Origin of the sequence: Lentihominibacter sp., assembly GCF_046951855.1 — a bacterium.
GTDB classification, from domain to species: domain Bacteria; phylum Bacillota; class Clostridia; order Peptostreptococcales; family Anaerovoracaceae; genus Lentihominibacter; species Lentihominibacter hominis.
This window is the reverse complement of record NZ_JBKTXS010000033.1, coordinates 1-16,252: the sequence shown is the minus strand read 5'-3', so window position 1 is coordinate 16,252 and position 16,252 is coordinate 1. Positions and strand designations below refer to the sequence as shown.

Below are 16,252 nucleotides of genomic sequence, written 5' to 3'. Positions count from 1 at the left end.
CCTTTATTAACTGTTCCATACTTTCTCGCAGTCTTTATAGCCGCCTCGTTTGCCTCTGCCCCGGAGTTTCCGAAAAAAACTTTCTTCATACCTGTTCTTGCAGTAAGAATATCCGCGACTTCAACCTGAGGCTGTGTATAAAACAGGTTTGATACATGCTGCAATTTCTTAAGCTGCGAGGTTACGGCTTCAACCCATCCATCATCACAAAAGCCCAGTGAATTTACACCTATTCCCGCTGTAAAATCTATATATTTTCTACCGTCTGCGGAAATACAGCAAGCGCCTTTCCCACTGTCAGCCACAAGATCATATCTGCTATACGTTGAAACAATCTTTTCTTTGTCAAGTTTTTTGATTTCACTACTATTCATTCCAGTATTTCTCCTCGTTTTCTTTGATTATTGCTGTTCCTATACCCTTATTTGTAAATATCTCCAGAAGAAGACCGTGAGGTATCCTTCCGTCCATTATATGTACCCTTGAGACACCTTTATTGATAGCGTCTATGCAATTTTGTATTTTAGGGAGCATTCCTCCTGATATTATACCTTTTTCTATCAGTTCTTTAGCTTCATTAGTATAAAGTTCCGATATTACAGATTCGGGATCAGACGGATCCATCCTGACACCCTCAACATCGGAAAGATATGCCAGCTTTTCAGCCTTGAGAGCTGTGGCTATAGAACTTGCCGCCTCATCAGCATTAATATTATAGGAAACTCCTTCACTATCCAATCCTATAGGAAAAACTACCGGCAGAAAATCTTTTTCCAGAAGATCTTTCAATATCTTAGGTTCTACTTTAGTAACATCACCGACGAATCCGATATCTTTGCCATCTGAATATTTTTTCTTGACAGTAAGAAGACCTCCGTCCTGTCCACTGATACCCGCCGCCTTTATTCCAAGAGACTGGATCTTTGTCACCAATTCTTTATTTACCTTGGCCAGCACCATCTCCGCCAGCTCCATAGTCTCTGCGTCAGTAACTCTAAGCCCGTTTATAAACTTGGTGTCCATTCCCACCTTGTCCACCCAACGGCTGATTTCCTTACCGCCTCCGTGAACTATTATCGGCTTAAAGCCTATCAGCTTAAGCAACACTACATCCTCAATAACATCTTTTTTAAGCTCCTCATCTATCATAGCACTGCCGCCATATTTTACAACAATTATTTTTCTGTTGAAACGCTGTATATATGGAAGAGCCTCTATTAAAACTTCTGCTTTATCTAAATATTTCTGACTTACCATTATTAACTCCTGTAATCTCCGTTTATTTTAACGTAATCATATGTAAGATCACATCCCCACGCCACAGCACTGCCGCTTCCCTGGTGCATATCTACAATTATGGTGATTTCCTCTTCTGCCAAGATCTGCGACGCCTTTTCCTCACTGTATTCTTTATGTCTCGATCCGCTGCATACCTGAATGCTGCCTTTATCCGATTCCATAATAACATCTATGTTTTCTGTACTGAATTCTCCGGGAGCATATCCTATTGCACACAATACACGTCCCCAGTTAGCGTCTGCTCCAAACATGGCTGCTTTAAGCAGATCTGAAGCTATGACTGATTTACTTATGATTCGAGCCTGAATATCGTCCGCAGCTCCGCTGACGCGACATTCAATAAGCTTTGTAGCTCCTTCGCCGTCTCTTGCCAGTCTCTTTGCCAGATAAACTGTCACCCTCGACAGAGCTGCTTTAAAAGCCTCAAAATCATCTCCATCCTTTACTATCTTCTCATTTCCTGCAAGGCCATTGGCAAGAACCACCGTCATATCGTTGGTGGAAGTATCTCCGTCTACGCAGATCTGGTTGTAACTTGTCTTCACATCTTCTTTCAACGCCTTGTCCAGCATTTCAGGCGATATACTTACATCGGAAGTTATAAATGAAAGCATGGTTGCCATATTGGGATTTATCATTCCGCTACCCTTCGCTATACCGCCGATCTTACATACCTTTCCTCCTATGACAAATTCCACTGCTGTCTCCTTTGGAACCGTATCCGTAGTCATGATGGCTTCTGCGGCAGATGCTGACCCCTGATAACTGAGTTGTTGCATCAGCGCCGGAATACCCCTCTCAAAGGGTTCTATATAAAGCTCCTGTCCTATGACCCCCGTGGAACAAACCACTATATCCTCTTTGTCAGCGCCTATACTGTCCGCCGCTGTCTGACATGTCTTTTCTGCTATCTCTATTCCGTTTGGCGCGCATGTATTGGCATTACCGCTGTTGCATATTATCGCAATAGCTTTTCCATCGGAAATATTACGCTTTGTAACTTCAAGAGGCGCTCCCTTAACTTTGTTTGTAGTATATACTGCCGCTGCACTGCACATGACATCGCTTACTATAAGAGCCAGATCTTTTTTATCTGTTTTGCCTTTTATACCACAGGCTGTTCCCGCGGCCTTAAAACCTTTCGGAGCACAGACTCCTCCCTCAATATCCTTTATGATAATCTCTGACATATCTATATCAACCCTTTCGTTTCATCTATTCCAAGCATAATATTCATATTCTGTATCGCAGCTCCCGACGCGCCTTTGCCCAGATTATCATAAGTTGCTATGAGCAATATATTTTCATCGTTTCCTTCTACAGCTATTTCAAGTGTATTTGATCCTGACAGCCTTCCCGCTGCTATGAATCCTTCATCATCAAGAGATTCTTTTACTTTCACTAAGGGCTGCCCTTCATAATAATCCGACATTATTTTTTCTACATCCGTTTTTGATGCACCGCTGATTTTAACAGGTACAATCACCTCCATGCCGCTGTAGTAATCTCCAACTATAGGCATAAATGCAGGCGGTGTACTGATTCCCGTTGCCGACAGGATTTCCGGAAGATGCTTATGTGTCTGCGATATTCCATACTGTCTCGGACTGCATAGAATATCCTGCCCTCCCATATTGCCTCTTTGCCTATCTCCTGCCTCATACTGTGCTATCATTTTTTTTCCGCCTCCGCTGTAGCCTGTAAGTGAAGTAGCGGAGAAAGGATAGTCCGCCGATATAATACCTGCTTCAAGTAACGGCTTTATCAGCAAAATGACTCCTGTTGCATGACACCCGGGCACAGCCACCCTGTTGCTTTCTTTTATCATATCTCTCTGCTGCGGACAAAGTTCCGGCATTCCATATACCCATGAAAGATCAGTTCTGTGAGCAGTAGATGTATCAAGTATCCTGCATTCCGCAGGCGCTGCATCCGCAATTTCTCTTGCGGCAGAGTCAGGCAGACACAAAAAGGAAACATCGGCTTTTTTTATCAATGCCAATCTTTCCTCTAAGTCCTTACGCTTATCTGAATCTATTTTTAATACTTCTATATCATCGCGTTTTTGAAAATATTGATGTATCTTTAACCCTGTAGTGCCTTCCGCACCGTCAATAAATACTTTATATTTCATAAATTAATGCCTCCGATTTCATGTTGCTTGTTTGAATTTTTATTAATTGTACAGCATATTTATTCACTATGTTTTTTATGATACACCAGTATATAGTTTATTTCAATATTTTTTTACCACTTTATCCTAATTTTTTTATTTCCTTTTGCAGCCTTCCTATTATCTTTTTTTCCAGTCTTGAAATATATGACTGCGATATTCCCATTTTATCGGCAACTTCCTTTTGAGTCAATTCTCTGCCTCCGGCAAGACCAAATCTCATTTCCACTATTTCACGCTCTCTTCCTGTCAGTTTATCCATAGCATATCCCAAAAGGCTTTTATTCACTTCCTCTTCTATATGCCCATAGACCTCATCACTTTCTGTACCTAATATATCAGAAAGAAGAAGCTCGTTTCCATCCCAGTCCACATTGAGAGGCTCATCTAAAGATACTTCCCCCTTTATTTTATTATTTCTTCTCAGATACATAAGAATCTCATTTTCTATACACCTTGATGCATATGTAGCCAGTTTTATATTCTTTTCTATCTTAAAGGTATTAACAGCCTTTATCAATCCTATGGTTCCTATGGAAATAAGATCTTCCACATTCACACCTGCACTTTCAAACTTCTTTGCTATATAGACCACCAGTCTAAGATTATGTTCTATCAGCAGATCTCTGTCTATTTTACTTCCCGCCATAAATCCCAGTATGGCCTTATGTTCTTCCTCTGCAGAGAGAGGAGGCGGCAGCGTATCATTACCTCCTATGTAAAAAACTTTATTTTTCTTGTTTAAAAATTTCAGCCTCAGCCATAACATCAATTTCCTTATCATTATTCCTCTCCCTTCACGTTTTCCTGTCCGACATATCTTTGGATAAAAGCAACTCACACCCATTGGCTGCTTTCCCATATATGTTGAATTCTCTGCTTCCCTTAGCAATAACATTTCCCCTGAGCCGTCTTCCTGAAATTTCTATAAAATCCACACGAAGCGACATCATTATACCCTTTGTTCCTATTGCCTCGTAAGGTACAATGCCTATTCTGTCATCACTGACAGCGCCCTCATCTTCGAATCTACTCCACAGACTTTCCTGAGCCACCGCTACAGGTTTTCCGTTTATAGGATCTGTAAGCTGATTTCCGGTGTCGAAAAAACCTTTTGTTTCAAAGACTTCATCTCCGATAAATATCTTTACATCAAAAACATGTTCCTCATAAAACTTCCTGCTTGCCACAGTTTTCATTATTTGCTTAGCAGTGAATGTACCCATACCGATAAAAAGAGCTAAAAAGGCAGCTTTCATATCTCCTGTGTATATTCCCGAAGCTGTATATATACCGGGGTTTTGAGTTATCAGCAAAAGCCCCATTGTAAGGCCTCCCATAAAATATGTCACAAGAATCATGGTCAGAGCTTTCTTCCATATACGCTCTTTACCTAATACAACAAAACATACAGCAAAGGCAAACATTATCTCGGATATAACCGTAAAATACATTGGCAGTGGCAAAAATATTTCCATGGAAAAAATGCCGCACATTACACCGCCTAAAACAAATCTGATCTTATCCTTTAAAACAGTGAATCTGACTTTAAAAATCTCAGCTGTTATGTAAAGAAGCACGCACCCTATTACGAAATTCTCTATGAAGAGAATCTCCCCGTATACTATCAATTTTTTCACCCGTAAAATTCCTTTATGTAAAAACGATGGTAATTAGGATTATATATTGTTTAATCATCGCAATTTGTCGAAAAGAGAGATTGTCAAAACAAAAAAGCCTTGCAAAAAAAATATTAAAAAGCAATAATATCTGTAATATTATTGGAGGATGAAATGATAATACTATCTATGTTTACAAGTATGGTTTTCTATGTGTTTACCATAATAACTTGCACCGTTGCCGCTACGTTATATGTAAGATTTTCCGTCAAGAGAGAAGGTTCACTATACAAAACAATCTCTGTCCTGCTCTTATCCTTTCTTGCCTATACTATAATGGAAATGTTTGTAACGTTTTTTACTGAGCTGCATATTACAAAACCTCTGTTCTATACTCTTACAACTCTTTCAGATGTGGCTTATTTCTTTATCGCAGCCTCTTGGCTCGCAGCCATAGTCACAATATCAGGAAATCCATATATTATCAGAATCAAAGGATTCTGCATATACACAGCCATATACGGCATAACTGTGGATGTTCTTAACCTTATGGCCAAATTCAGTCCGTCTGTATTAGGCCTCACTCAAAAGAAAACTTCTGAGATCCTTTTATATATCAACTGTACATTCGATATAACATTAATCCTCATAGGTATATTTTTTATTTTCTACGGAATCTTCAAAATGAAAGGAGAACGGCAAAGAAAATGGGTTCTGCTCTTTTCCTCATTCCTCGTAATCTACATGATTTATATCACCAACTGGGATATAATATCCTGCCTTGATGAGGTTCCCAACCAAATACTGTTTTCAAGTTTCGATCCCGCCCATATTTTCTATGCGGCAATGTGTATCCTGACCCTTTATATGGTGTCAAGGAAAAATGAATTCAGAGCAAACTATTATATGCCTGAAATTCTGGGAATCACTGGTGAAGAGACCTTAGAATCTGTCGGCAGAAAATACAAACTGACATCACGTGAACTTGAATTGCTGAGCATCGCCTGCAGCGGCCTCAGCAATCCCGATATAGCAAAAAAACTATATATATCCGAGAGTACCGTAAAACAACATCTCTCACATATATATAAAAAACTAAATGTTAAAAACAGATATGAACTGATCAAAAAAATCAAGCTCTGATCAAAAACTGTACTGTCGTACTATATCAAAATTTTTATCAGTAAATTATAATAATCTGCAATAAAAGTTTTTATTTTAAAAACATATTAAATGTTTTTGAAAGGAGGCAAAGAATGAACAGGATATTAATAATGTTTTTTGCAGGTCTTACCCTATCTTTTGGCATGAGCCTTTCCGGATGCGGCGAATCACAGACTGTTGCAAAGGCACCATCCGGAACGTATATAGGGCAGCAAAATGAGGGAATTGATGAATTTTTAGGTATACGATACGGAAATATGGAGCCTTTTAAAGCAGCTACAGATGTTAAAACAACTGCAGAAGATGAAATAAAGGCTACATCCTTCGGTTATAACTGTATCCAGCCCTACGATGAAGTGGAAACAGCATCTCAGGACCCATGCTCACAGGATTGCCTGTTCCTTAATGTATGGACCAAAGATACAGAAACAAAGGATAAGCCTGTAATAATGTTTATCCATGGAGGCAGTTGTATATGGGGAGGAACATCCGATCCTTCTTATGACGGAGAATACTTTATCAGAAGCCTTCCGGAAGGAGAAGACTGTGTATTTGTTACCATCAACTACAGAATGTCTATAATGTCCGGTGTGGATATGTCCGTACTGGAAGGATATACAGATGAATATGCCGATGCTATAAACTTAAGCAAGCTTGATCAGACGCAAGCTTTAAAATGGATAAACCAAAACATCTCTGCATTCGGCGGTGATCCTGAGAACGTAACTATCATGGGACAGTCCGCAGGCGGAGGCGCTGTGGAAATGCTTATGGCAGATCAAAGTACTCACAAATATTTCAACAGAGCTATCATCAACAGCGGAACCCAATCAAGAGAAGCAGTATCAAAAGAAACCGTAACAGAAAATTCCAAAATAATATTTGAAATGCTTGGGGTGAGAACAGTAGAAGAAGCTGCAGCCTTGACGGATAAAAATATCTCTGAAAACATATCAGACATCGTAGACCGCCTTGGCAGAGTACACCCCGGTCTTAAATGCGCAGACGGCAGAATCGTATCCGAAACATGGTGGGAAGATCTTCAAAATGGAGTCGCTTCAGATATAGACCTTCTTATAGGCGGCACCAATGGCGAAGAGGATTGGAATGCTGTCGACTGGGACAACAGTATCTCGGAGGCTATATCCGACCCACAGTCAATATACGATTATATGGTAGAGACAGATACAATGAGATCCGATGCTTATGGCAGATATTACGGAGTGGAAAAAGAAGGATTCTACGACACTTTCCTTACAATGGGTGATGATCCGGTAAAACAAGCTATGGATATGTATAATGAAATCTATTTCAATTACCCTACTCAGATGATTGCCGAGACTCAATCAAAATACAATCAAAATACCTATCTTTATTACTGGGAATATGCGCCTGATATGAAAAGTGTCATTGAATACAGTGGTGATTCAGCAGAAGTCTCTCCTTATGGCAGAGCACTTCACTGTATGGATCTGTGTTTTGAATTCGGCTGTAAAGACGGATATACCGAACTTACCGGTGATCCGGATCTTATGTCTGATGAAATGATATCCAAAGCCCAGTCTATGGTGTATCATTTTGCCAAGACAGGCAATCCTAACAACGATTTAATTCCCAAGTGGACACCATATGATGAAGAACACAAATACAATATGATAATAAATTCCACCGGTAAATGGAGCTGTAAGAGCGACTACAGAGGTGACATAATAGACTATATGAGACAGCTTACACCATATGGTACAGAAAACTAAACTTGCCTCAAAAGGATTGCTTGCATAAACAACGCAAACAATCCTTTCTATATAAAACTCTATCTTTAATTTCAACAATAAAAATAGAGGTCTATAAATTGACCTCTATAATCTGCTTGTATATTATTTGTTTCTAAAGAGCCTTTTTTGCGGTATCGCAGATCTTAGCGAAAGCCGCGGGATCGTGGATAGCCATTTCTGAAAGCATTTTTCTGTTTATTTCAATATTTGATTTCTTAAGCCCGTTCATCAATCTGCTGTATGAAATATCATTCATTCTTGCTGCAGCATTGATTCTCGCAATCCATAACCTTCTGTATTCTCTCTTCTTATTCTTTCTCCCTATATAAGCAGAACGGAGAGCTCTCATAGTAGCGGGTTTAGCTGCCTTGAAAGTCTTGCTCTTGGCACCGTAGTACCCTTTAGCCATTTTTAAAACTTTTTTATGTCTCTTATGTGCATTTACACCTTTTTTTACTCTTGCCATCTTGCTACCTCCTTACTTGCTTAATATCGCTTTTATTCTTTTAAGATCTGCGCTTGTCAGAGTCGTAGCCTTTCTCAGGCCTCTCTTTCTCTTTTGGCTTTTCTTCGTAAGAATATGGCTCTTATATGCTTTATTTCTCTTTACTTTTCCTGAACCTGTTATCTTGAATCTCTTGGATGCGCCTCTGTGAGACTTCATTTTCTGCTTTGCCATGACGTATTATCCTCCTACTTATTAAATTTATTTATCATTTTTCGGCGTAAGAATCATAGTAAGACTTCTGCCTTCAAAATTAGGTTTCCTATCGATGTCACCCACTTCTGAAACGGCTTCGGCAAACTTGTTCATTACTTCCATCCCTCTTGCGACATAATCCTTTTCTCTTCCTCTGAATCTCAGACTCACCTTCAGTTTATCTCCATCCTTAAGGAATTTTGAACCTGTTTTAGCTTTAACCATTATGTCATGATCCTCTATGAATGTTGACAGTCTGATCTCCTTGACCTGAGTAGTCTTCTGCTTTTTCTTCGCTTCCTTTTCCTTCTTCTGAAGCTCATACTTATACTTTCCATAATCGAGAATCTTACAAACAGGCGGATTGGCTTTCGGTGAAATACAAACCAAATCGAGCTTCTTTTCCTCCGATATATCAAGCGCTTCTTGCCTGCTCATTATTCCCAGCTGACTACCGTCTGTATCAATAACTCTTAATTCCTTTGAACGAATTTCTTCGTTTATCATAGCTTCTCTGCTAATTGCCTTATACCTCCATAAAACTCCGTTAATAAATTCCCCTTGCCGTTTTTATGAATAATAAAAAAACGGATCTATGTATCCGCCCCAATTTTCGCATAAATTATGATTCCGCATTTAATAAAGTAAAATCAAAATCTGCCTATTATTAACCCAAACAGCCTTCGCTCTTAGGTGAGAAGCGGATAACTTCTTCTTTCTACCTGAATTACTATATCATATGAAAAGATAATATGCAAGAAAATTTTCCCGGCATTCTTATTAATGCACACAGAAAAATCACTCATCCGGAAATTCTGTAACCATCAAAAATCCTATCATAATCAGCCCTATAGATGTAAAAATACTTGCAATAACAGCCATGGCCATAATTATCCACACCATATCACCACCTTTGTTTTAATAGTTTCTCCAAAACTGAAGATACTATTAAATATCATTTCTATCACTCCGGGATATCTTGAATGCCCTTCATCAACATGGTATCATATGAAAAGTACTAAAAATAAAAAGGAGGTTCTTATTCATGTATGCATTACCCTTTTCTGAAGTAAGCAAACTAAAAGCTGAAGTTGACAAACGCTTTTCCATGCACCTGCATTTTCATGACAGATGCGGAGGTCAGTTTTTCTCTCTTGAAGAAAAAAATGATGATTTACGCAAATATATTGAAAACTATTTTTCCGATATGAATCTGAAAGCCGTATATTCCGAAAACGGTTTGGAATTTACAGTAGAAGCTCAAAATGAATAATGAAAAAAGATCCTTCTTCTTTTTAATGAAGGATCTTTTTTTGATTACAGTCCCATTTTCCAGAGGCCGTGCTTATTGCAGTATGCAAAAACAGCAATGGCTTCATCTCCCGGAACTTCCGCCGAAACTCCAAACGTAGCCCGTGGTTCTTCACCTGCCTTAAGTCTTGCAAACTGTCCGCCCCTTTTCGTCTGAAGATATATCCATTCTATAAAATGATCGTCTTCCATAGGATGGCTGATCTCTCCGACATCAACTCTTACAGCACCTTCCTGCTTTTTCACCTTAGGAACATGTTTTTCCTTGGCGCCGTCTGTCTCAGAAGCATGCAACCTTACCATTTCATCCCCACAACATTTTACGTCATCTCCCTCGCCTGTCAGAAAAGTTATGGTACTTCCACATTTTTTACACATTAAAAACTTTGGATCCATATCAAATACCCCTTTTTATTTTTTGATAAAAAGCAGGCAATAGAGCTCATCCTACAGTCCCAGAGCTTCTGCAATCTGCTCTTTCGACCGCAGGCCAATCAATGTCTCAGCAATTTCTCCATTTTTAAAATATACCAAAGTAGGTATGCTGGTGACCCCAAATTTCATGGCTAACGCCTGCTCTTCATCGATATTGATTTTTCCCACTTTTATGTTTTTGTATTCATCTGCAATCTCATCCATAACAGGACCCTGCATCATACAAGGGCCGCACCATGCCGCCCAGAAATCAACCAGTACCGGCTGTTTCGATTCTTTTACTTCTTTTTCAAAATTATCTTTTGTTATTTTTATGATCTCCATAATTATCACTTTCCTTTCCTGCTTATTTTATCCGATTTTTTTAATATCATTAATGCTAATATAACATATATAATCTGGACTATCAAGGTAAAAATATGATCATTTTCCTTGTAAAGTTATTTTTGTTAAAATATAATAAAATCAATATTGTACAGTATTTTCTATACCATTAAGGAGGTCTTTAAAAATGTCAATGAATGCACACGACTATGTCGCAGAACTGGTCAAAAAGGCAAGAAAGGCTCAAAAATACGCCAATAACTTCACACAGGAAGATGTTGATCTTCTGACAGCAGCGGTAACATACAGCCTTACAAAACCCGAAAAAACCAAAATGTTTGCTGAAATGCTTGTAGAGGAATCCAAAATGGGCATATCGGAAGATAAAATTTCTAAAATATACGGAAAAGTCTGGGGATCTTATCTTCAGATGAAAGATAAAAAATCAGTAGGCCTTCTCGATGACAATAAAGAAACCGGCATTCAAAAATGGGCTAAACCTATGGGAGTTATTGCCGGAATCATGCCTGTGACCAATGGAGAAGCTACTCCTATCATAAAAGCCAACATGGCTCTGAAAACAAGAAATGCCATAATCCTGGCTCCACACCCCAAATGCAGAAAGCTCAATCTCGCTATAGTCAATGAGATAAGAGCCACCATCAAAAAGCTTGGATACCCTGAAGATCTGGTTCAAACCTGTCACTGTGAATGGGTTAAGCTTGAAGTATCACAAGAGCTGATGACGCAATGTGATTTTATCCTTGCCACCGGAGGCGAAGCCCTCGTCAAAGCAGCCTACTCTTCCGGCACACCTGCCATTGGAGTAGGTGTGGGAAACTGCGTATCTATAGTAACAGGCAAAACACCTATGGATAAAGTAGCTGAAATGATCTGTTTGTCAAAAGCATACGATAATTCAACATCATGCTCTACGGAAAATAACATCATAGTATTTGACAACTGCTATGATGATTTCATAAAAGCAATGGAAAATCACGGAGCTTTCCTATGTAAAGAAGGTTCTGAAGAAAAAGCAAAACTTCAAAAAACATTGTGGCCAAACTCACCTGATGATCACGTACTCAACCGTGCTGTCATTGCTCAAAGTGCTGAAGATATAGCTGCCCTTGCAAGACTTGAAGTGCCCTCAGGAACAAAAGTCATAATGGTGGAAGAATTTAATGGCTTCGGCCTCCAACATCCATTTACGGGAGAAAAGCTCTCTCCTGTATCCGGTATCCAGAAAGCAAAAAACCTTGACGATGCTATCAACAAAATGCTATCTACACTGGAATATCAGGGAAAAGGTCACAGCTGTGGTATACATACTGATGATCCCGCTGATGTAGATAAGCTTGCCTCTGCGGTTCCGGTAACTAAAGTAGTAGTAAATCAGCCGCAATGTCTCACTAATTCAGGAGGATGGAACTGTGGATATCCAGTCTCACTTACACTGGGATGTGGTACATGGGGAGGCAACAGTGTATCTCATAATGTTACATATAAAGATCTCTTGAATTACACTTATGTTTCAAGACAGATTCCCAACTGGAAACCTGAATCACTCAAAGACTTCATAAATGCAGATATTATTGCAAAAGTAGATGCCTAATCATGCAGCGACAAAACGCTGAAGCATTATACTCTTTTCAGCTCAGCAGAAAACATGTGTTTACTTTTTGTTCTTTTTATGATAAAATGTTCTCATAAACAAGGAGGATATTCGCATGTTAAAAGAACGAGAACAAAACATCTTAAATTACATGAGAGCTGAAATAAGAGAAAAAGGCTACCCTCCTACTGTCCGTGAAATATGTTCTGCACTGGATATCAAATCCACATCTACAGTTCATAAGGATATCTCAAACCTTGTAAAACAAGGTTATATAAAGAAAGATCCTTCCAAGCCAAGAGCCCTAATGCTCGTAGACATCGGACAAACTGATTCTCACGATAAACATGAAATGTCAGACAGCAACACAGTAAACAGAGAAGTATCCCGCGCCGAAATCATAGAGGTACCTCTTGTGGGCAGAATAGCCGCAGGCACTCCTATTCTTGCTGAGCAGAATGTGGAAGACAGTTTTCCGGTTCCCGCAAGATTCGTAGGAAACAATCCCAGCTTTATGCTTACAGTGAGAGGCGAGAGTATGATCGAAGCCGGTATAATGGATGGGGATTATATATTAGTAGAACAGCAGAACACAGCCAGAAACGGAGAAATAATTGTAGCTATGGTGGACGGATTTGAAAGCGAAGCCACGGTCAAAACTTTTTATAAAGAAAACGATCATATAAGACTCCAGCCGGAAAATTCCTCTATGAGTCCCATCATTGTTCAAGACGTAAAAATACTGGGAAAAGTAAAAGGAGTCTTTAGATATTTTTAATAAATCTTTTATAAAAGTCTGTTATGATCATAACAGACTTTTTATTATACATAAAACATTATCAGCGATATTATATACATCCATAAAAACAATCAGCACGATATTTTTTGTATCTCTATATATCAAAAATTTAAATATAAACGATTATCTTCAATATTACTGCACAAAATAAGAAAAAAATAATTTGAACGGAGACAAAAAATGAACAACAATATGGATCTTAATTATGAAATGTTCTGTTACCAGTGTGAACAGACTGCCAACGGAAAAGGCTGTACTAAATTAGGGATATGCGGCAAAACACCTGAGATAGCCAACCTGCAGGACCTTCTTATTTTCCAGATAAAAGGAATAAGCTGCTATGGAAAAAAACTGATTGATCAAGGGGATCATATAGACAAAGACATCGTCAGCTTCATCGAGAATGCACTTTTTACCACTCTAACAAATGTAAATTTTAATGCCGAAGATCACGTTAGACTCCTTAAAGAATCTCAGAAAATAAAAGAAAGGCTCAGAAATCTTGTAGGCAAAATTAATAGCCCTACTTCACATGCTACCTATGATCTTCCGTCCGCCAAAAGTGAAATGCTCAAAGACTCTCAAATAGCAGGGATTATGTACGATCAGTCCCTTGATCCCGATATACGTTCACTTCGTCAGACCATTCTTTATGGACTCAAAGGTATCAGCGCATATGGACATCAGGCCAGAGAGCTGGGATATTACAGCGATCAGGTGGATGATTTTTATATTACAGCTCTTGAATCTACTACCGACGACACGCTAACAGCAGATGAAATGATAAGGATGACCATGAAAACAGGAGAGATTGCTGTAGAAGTCATGAAAATCCTTGACGATGCAAATACAGAAGTATATGAAAATCCATCTCCTCACAAAGTAAATATAAAAATTAAAAAAGGTCCTTTCATCATCGTTTCCGGACATGACCTGAAAGATCTGGAAATGCTTCTGAAACAAACAGAGGGAAAAGGAATAAACATTTACACACACGGCGAAATGCTTCCCGCACATGGTTATAAAGGACTAAAAAAATACTCTCATCTTGTAGGAAATTTTGGCGGAGCATGGCAGGATCAGCAGAAAGAATTTGACAATATACCAGGATGTATCCTCATGACTACAAATTGTCTGATGCGACCGCGAGATTCATATAAAGACAGAATCTACAGTACTAACGTAGTAGGGTGGGAAGGTGTAAAACACATAGAAAAGAAGTCAAACGGAGAAAAAGATTTCAGTGAAATAATACAACAGGCGATAAAACTTGGAGGATTCAAAGAAGATCAGGAATCAAAAGAAATACTTGTAGGATTCGGGCATCATGCGACATTAGGATATGCTGAAAAAATAGTTGCAGCTGTCCATAAGGGCGATGTGAAACATTTCTTCCTCATCGGCGGCTGCGACGGTGCAAGACCGGGACGTAATTACTATACTGAATTTGCAGAAATGGTTCCAAAAGATTGCATGATATTAACATTGGCATGCGGAAAATATAGATTCAACAAACTTGATTTCGGTGAAACCGCAGGACTTCCAAGACTCCTTGATGTAGGTCAATGCAACGATTCCTATTCTGCTGTGCGCATAGCAACTGCTCTTTCCGATGCTTTTGATACAGACATAAACGGACTTCCTCTGTCATTCATAATCTCATGGTATGAACAAAAAGCTGTCGCCGTACTGCTGGCACTTTTGAGTCTGGGAATTAAAAACATCTATCTGGGACCTACACTGCCTGCATTCCTCAGTCCCAATGTACTGCAATATCTTAGCGATACTTTTGATCTGAAACTTATAAGCAGTGCTAAAGATGATATAAAAACATGTCTGAAGCAAAATATATGATTTTCTCAATGACAATAAATTTTACGAACAAAAACTAAATTCATTTCTTCCATTATTTTTAAAATCTGAATCGATTTTATTTTATCAATACCATAAATCAATATTTCTTTAAAAGATAAGGCTGTCTCATTAAAGATAAAAAACTTTAATGAGGCAGCCCTACTTTTTATTTTCTGTTTAACAACTGGCGTTTATTTCACCAGCAGTTTCTTTATTCCTGCTTCTAAGCCATCCAATGAAAGTTCGAACATCGGAAATATCTCTGATATAGCATTTATGGTTTTAGCTCCATACATCCATTCCCACGTACTTTTGTCTATAGGGTTAAGCCATACCTGTTTCTTATATCTTCTCTTAAACTTCTCCAGCCATGCTATACCCGGTTCTTCATTCCAAAGACCAATATAAGAATTCCCTCCCTTTTTATAAAGCTCAGAGGGCGCCATTGCAGCATCCCCAACAAAAATCACCTTATATTCACTATCAAGATTTCTCAAAACCCAGTCAGTTTCTATCCACTCACCCTTTTTACAATAAGGGGTGGTATATAGATGATCATATATACAATTATGAAAATAATATATCTTCAAATCTTTAAAATGATTAGCCTGACTGACAGCCTGGAAAAGCCTGTTACATAATCTGCTGTAAGGCAGCATTGAACCGTCGGAATCTATAAGAAGCAATACTTTAACTGTATTTTTTCTCGGCTTGTCATATACAATCTTAAGCATTCCTGCATTATCACAGGTTTCGTCTATAGTCTTATCAATATTGAGTTCTGTTTCCTGCGCATCAACCCTTGAGGAATATTGCCTCAATCTCCTGAATGCCATTTGAAACTGCCTTATATCCAAAATCTTATCCTGCCGAAAGTCCTTAAAATTTCGTTCTCCGGCCACCTGAACGGCAGATTTGTGGCGGCTCGGTCCACCGGTCCTTATGCCGCTGGTATGAAATCCACCCCGCCCCATAACTGAAGTTCCGCCGGTACCGATCCAATAACAGCCTCCGTCATGCTTTTCTTTCTGCTCCTTGATGCGTTCCTCAAACATTTCCAGAAGTTCTTCCAGCTCCTTTGGAAATTCATCACCGGTACCTTTATCGTCAATAGGCCTCTGATGATCACTTTCGTTAAGCCACTCCCAAAACTCTTCGGGAAGATCCTCAGGAGTCTGTACATT

General features: G+C 38.9%; 18 protein-coding genes and 1 other annotated feature. Of the genes, 6 read left to right on the top strand and 12 right to left on the bottom strand.

Translation table 11 applies throughout. From position 1 onward, the window contains the following. From ACLR96_RS08575 to ACLR96_RS08550, 6 genes are all read right to left on the bottom strand, one after another. The coding region (locus tag ACLR96_RS08575; protein WP_412265609.1) for an aminotransferase class III-fold pyridoxal phosphate-dependent enzyme at positions 1 to 374 on the bottom strand (374 nt) is incomplete at its 3' end. Then, a complete protein-coding gene (argB, locus tag ACLR96_RS08570; RefSeq protein ID WP_177269407.1) occupies positions 367 to 1,257 on the bottom strand; it encodes an acetylglutamate kinase in 891 nt (296 codons plus the stop codon). The genes ACLR96_RS08575 and argB, both read right to left, overlap by 8 nt. 2 nt (positions 1,258 to 1,259) lie before the next feature. Next, positions 1,260 to 2,489, bottom strand: coding sequence for a bifunctional glutamate N-acetyltransferase/amino-acid acetyltransferase ArgJ (gene argJ / locus ACLR96_RS08565; RefSeq protein ID WP_177269409.1), 1,230 nt, complete (start codon positions 2,487 to 2,489; stop codon positions 1,260 to 1,262). A 2-nt stretch (positions 2,490 to 2,491) separates the two neighbouring features. Then, positions 2,492 to 3,433, bottom strand: a complete 942-nt coding sequence (gene argC, locus ACLR96_RS08560; protein WP_177269411.1) for an N-acetyl-gamma-glutamyl-phosphate reductase — start codon at positions 3,431 to 3,433, stop codon at positions 2,492 to 2,494. Between the two features lie 121 nt (positions 3,434 to 3,554). After that, positions 3,555 to 4,256, bottom strand: a complete 702-nt coding sequence (sigE, locus tag ACLR96_RS08555; protein ID WP_177269413.1) for an RNA polymerase sporulation sigma factor SigE — start codon at positions 4,254 to 4,256, stop codon at positions 3,555 to 3,557. 13 nt (positions 4,257 to 4,269) lie between these two features. Continuing rightward, positions 4,270 to 5,112 carry a sigma-E processing peptidase SpoIIGA gene (locus tag ACLR96_RS08550; RefSeq protein WP_177269415.1) on the bottom strand — a complete coding sequence of 281 codons (843 nt, stop codon included), beginning with the start codon at positions 5,110 to 5,112 and terminating at the stop codon, positions 4,270 to 4,272. Between the two features lie 153 nt (positions 5,113 to 5,265). Here ACLR96_RS08550 and ACLR96_RS08545 point away from each other — a divergent pair, with 153 nt between their 5' ends. Together ACLR96_RS08545 and ACLR96_RS08540 are read left to right on the top strand one after the other, a co-directional pair. Next, positions 5,266 to 6,234 carry a LuxR C-terminal-related transcriptional regulator gene (locus ACLR96_RS08545; protein ID WP_177269417.1) on the top strand — a complete coding sequence of 323 codons (969 nt, stop codon included), beginning with the start codon at positions 5,266 to 5,268 and terminating at the stop codon, positions 6,232 to 6,234. A 113-nt stretch (positions 6,235 to 6,347) separates the two neighbouring features. Beyond that, positions 6,348 to 8,009 (top strand): carboxylesterase family protein, encoded by a 1,662-nt coding sequence (locus tag ACLR96_RS08540; protein WP_177269419.1) that lies wholly within the window; start codon positions 6,348 to 6,350, stop codon positions 8,007 to 8,009. 133 nt (positions 8,010 to 8,142) lie between these two features. On the opposite strand, the gene rplT is transcribed toward ACLR96_RS08540, so the two are convergent. Genes rplT through infC form a run of 3 tightly spaced genes read right to left on the bottom strand, consistent with a single transcriptional unit; the run spans position 8,143 to position 9,237 of the window. Continuing rightward, complete coding sequence (gene rplT, locus ACLR96_RS08535; protein WP_177269421.1) at positions 8,143 to 8,496, bottom strand: 50S ribosomal protein L20; 354 nt, start codon at positions 8,494 to 8,496, stop codon at positions 8,143 to 8,145. A 12-nt stretch (positions 8,497 to 8,508) separates the two neighbouring features. Further along, positions 8,509 to 8,709, bottom strand: coding sequence for a 50S ribosomal protein L35 (gene rpmI, locus ACLR96_RS08530; RefSeq protein WP_177269423.1), 201 nt, complete (start codon positions 8,707 to 8,709; stop codon positions 8,509 to 8,511). A 27-nt stretch (positions 8,710 to 8,736) separates the two neighbouring features. Continuing rightward, positions 8,737 to 9,237: a translation initiation factor IF-3 gene (gene infC / locus ACLR96_RS08525; RefSeq protein WP_177269425.1), complete on the bottom strand. Its 501-nt coding sequence runs from the start codon at positions 9,235 to 9,237 to the stop codon at positions 8,737 to 8,739. 66 nt (positions 9,238 to 9,303) lie between these two features. After that, positions 9,304 to 9,453 (bottom strand) — a sequence feature (ribosomal protein L20 leader region). Between the two features lie 322 nt (positions 9,454 to 9,775). On the opposite strand from infC, the gene ACLR96_RS08520 reads away from it, so the two are divergent. Further along, positions 9,776 to 10,003 (top strand): RDAC family protein, encoded by a 228-nt coding sequence (locus tag ACLR96_RS08520; protein WP_177269427.1) that lies wholly within the window; start codon positions 9,776 to 9,778, stop codon positions 10,001 to 10,003. A 44-nt stretch (positions 10,004 to 10,047) separates the two neighbouring features. On the opposite strand, the gene ACLR96_RS08515 is transcribed toward ACLR96_RS08520, so the two are convergent. Further along, a complete protein-coding gene (locus ACLR96_RS08515) occupies positions 10,048 to 10,437 on the bottom strand; it encodes a desulfoferrodoxin family protein (protein WP_177269429.1) in 390 nt (129 codons plus the stop codon). Positions 10,438 to 10,488: 51 nt separating this feature from the next. Continuing rightward, entirely contained in the window at positions 10,489 to 10,809 is a 321-nt protein-coding gene (gene trxA, locus ACLR96_RS08510) for a thioredoxin (protein ID WP_346727714.1), read from the bottom strand. Positions 10,810 to 10,987: 178 nt separating this feature from the next. On the opposite strand from trxA, the gene ACLR96_RS08505 reads away from it, so the two are divergent. The 3 genes from ACLR96_RS08505 (at position 10,988) to hcp (ending at position 15,068) form a co-directional block, all read left to right on the top strand. Continuing rightward, entirely contained in the window at positions 10,988 to 12,415 is a 1,428-nt protein-coding gene (locus tag ACLR96_RS08505) for an aldehyde dehydrogenase family protein (protein ID WP_177269433.1), read from the top strand. A gap of 115 nt (positions 12,416 to 12,530) precedes the next feature. Beyond that, positions 12,531 to 13,193, top strand: coding sequence for a transcriptional repressor LexA (gene lexA, locus ACLR96_RS08500; RefSeq protein WP_412265601.1), 663 nt, complete (start codon positions 12,531 to 12,533; stop codon positions 13,191 to 13,193). Between the two features lie 201 nt (positions 13,194 to 13,394). Beyond that, on the top strand, positions 13,395 to 15,068 hold the full coding sequence (hcp, locus tag ACLR96_RS08495; protein WP_177269435.1) for a hydroxylamine reductase: 1,674 nt from the start codon (positions 13,395 to 13,397) through the stop codon (positions 15,066 to 15,068). Between the two features lie 191 nt (positions 15,069 to 15,259). Here hcp and ACLR96_RS08490 read toward each other — a convergent pair. Beyond that, positions 15,260 to 16,252 (bottom strand): VWA containing CoxE family protein (locus ACLR96_RS08490; RefSeq protein WP_412265599.1); only part of this gene is annotated, 993 nt, incomplete at its 5' end.

Bases quoted from the DNA above. Each gene is read 5' to 3' on its own strand.
- hcp (WP_177269435.1), top strand. From the start codon at position 13,395: ATGAACAACAATATGGATCTTAATTATGAAATGTTCTGTTACCAGTGT.
- ACLR96_RS08505 (WP_177269433.1), top strand. From the start codon at position 10,988: ATGTCAATGAATGCACACGACTATGTCGCAGAACTGGTCAAAAAGGCA.
- infC (WP_177269425.1), bottom strand. From the start codon at position 9,237: ATGATAAACGAAGAAATTCGTTCAAAGGAATTAAGAGTTATTGATACA.
- ACLR96_RS08540 (WP_177269419.1), top strand. From the start codon at position 6,348: ATGAACAGGATATTAATAATGTTTTTTGCAGGTCTTACCCTATCTTTT.
- argJ (WP_177269409.1), bottom strand. From the start codon at position 2,489: ATGTCAGAGATTATCATAAAGGATATTGAGGGAGGAGTCTGTGCTCCG.
- argC (WP_177269411.1), bottom strand. From the start codon at position 3,433: ATGAAATATAAAGTATTTATTGACGGTGCGGAAGGCACTACAGGGTTA.
- lexA (WP_412265601.1), top strand. From the start codon at position 12,531: ATGTTAAAAGAACGAGAACAAAACATCTTAAATTACATGAGAGCTGAA.
- rplT (WP_177269421.1), bottom strand. From the start codon at position 8,496: ATGGCAAGAGTAAAAAAAGGTGTAAATGCACATAAGAGACATAAAAAA.
- sigE (WP_177269413.1), bottom strand. From the start codon at position 4,256: ATGATAAGGAAATTGATGTTATGGCTGAGGCTGAAATTTTTAAACAAG.
- ACLR96_RS08545 (WP_177269417.1), top strand. From the start codon at position 5,266: ATGATAATACTATCTATGTTTACAAGTATGGTTTTCTATGTGTTTACC.
- ACLR96_RS08515 (WP_177269429.1), bottom strand. From the start codon at position 10,437: ATGGATCCAAAGTTTTTAATGTGTAAAAAATGTGGAAGTACCATAACT.
- argB (WP_177269407.1), bottom strand. From the start codon at position 1,257: ATGGTAAGTCAGAAATATTTAGATAAAGCAGAAGTTTTAATAGAGGCT.
- ACLR96_RS08520 (WP_177269427.1), top strand. From the start codon at position 9,776: ATGTATGCATTACCCTTTTCTGAAGTAAGCAAACTAAAAGCTGAAGTT.
- rpmI (WP_177269423.1), bottom strand. From the start codon at position 8,709: ATGGCAAAGCAGAAAATGAAGTCTCACAGAGGCGCATCCAAGAGATTC.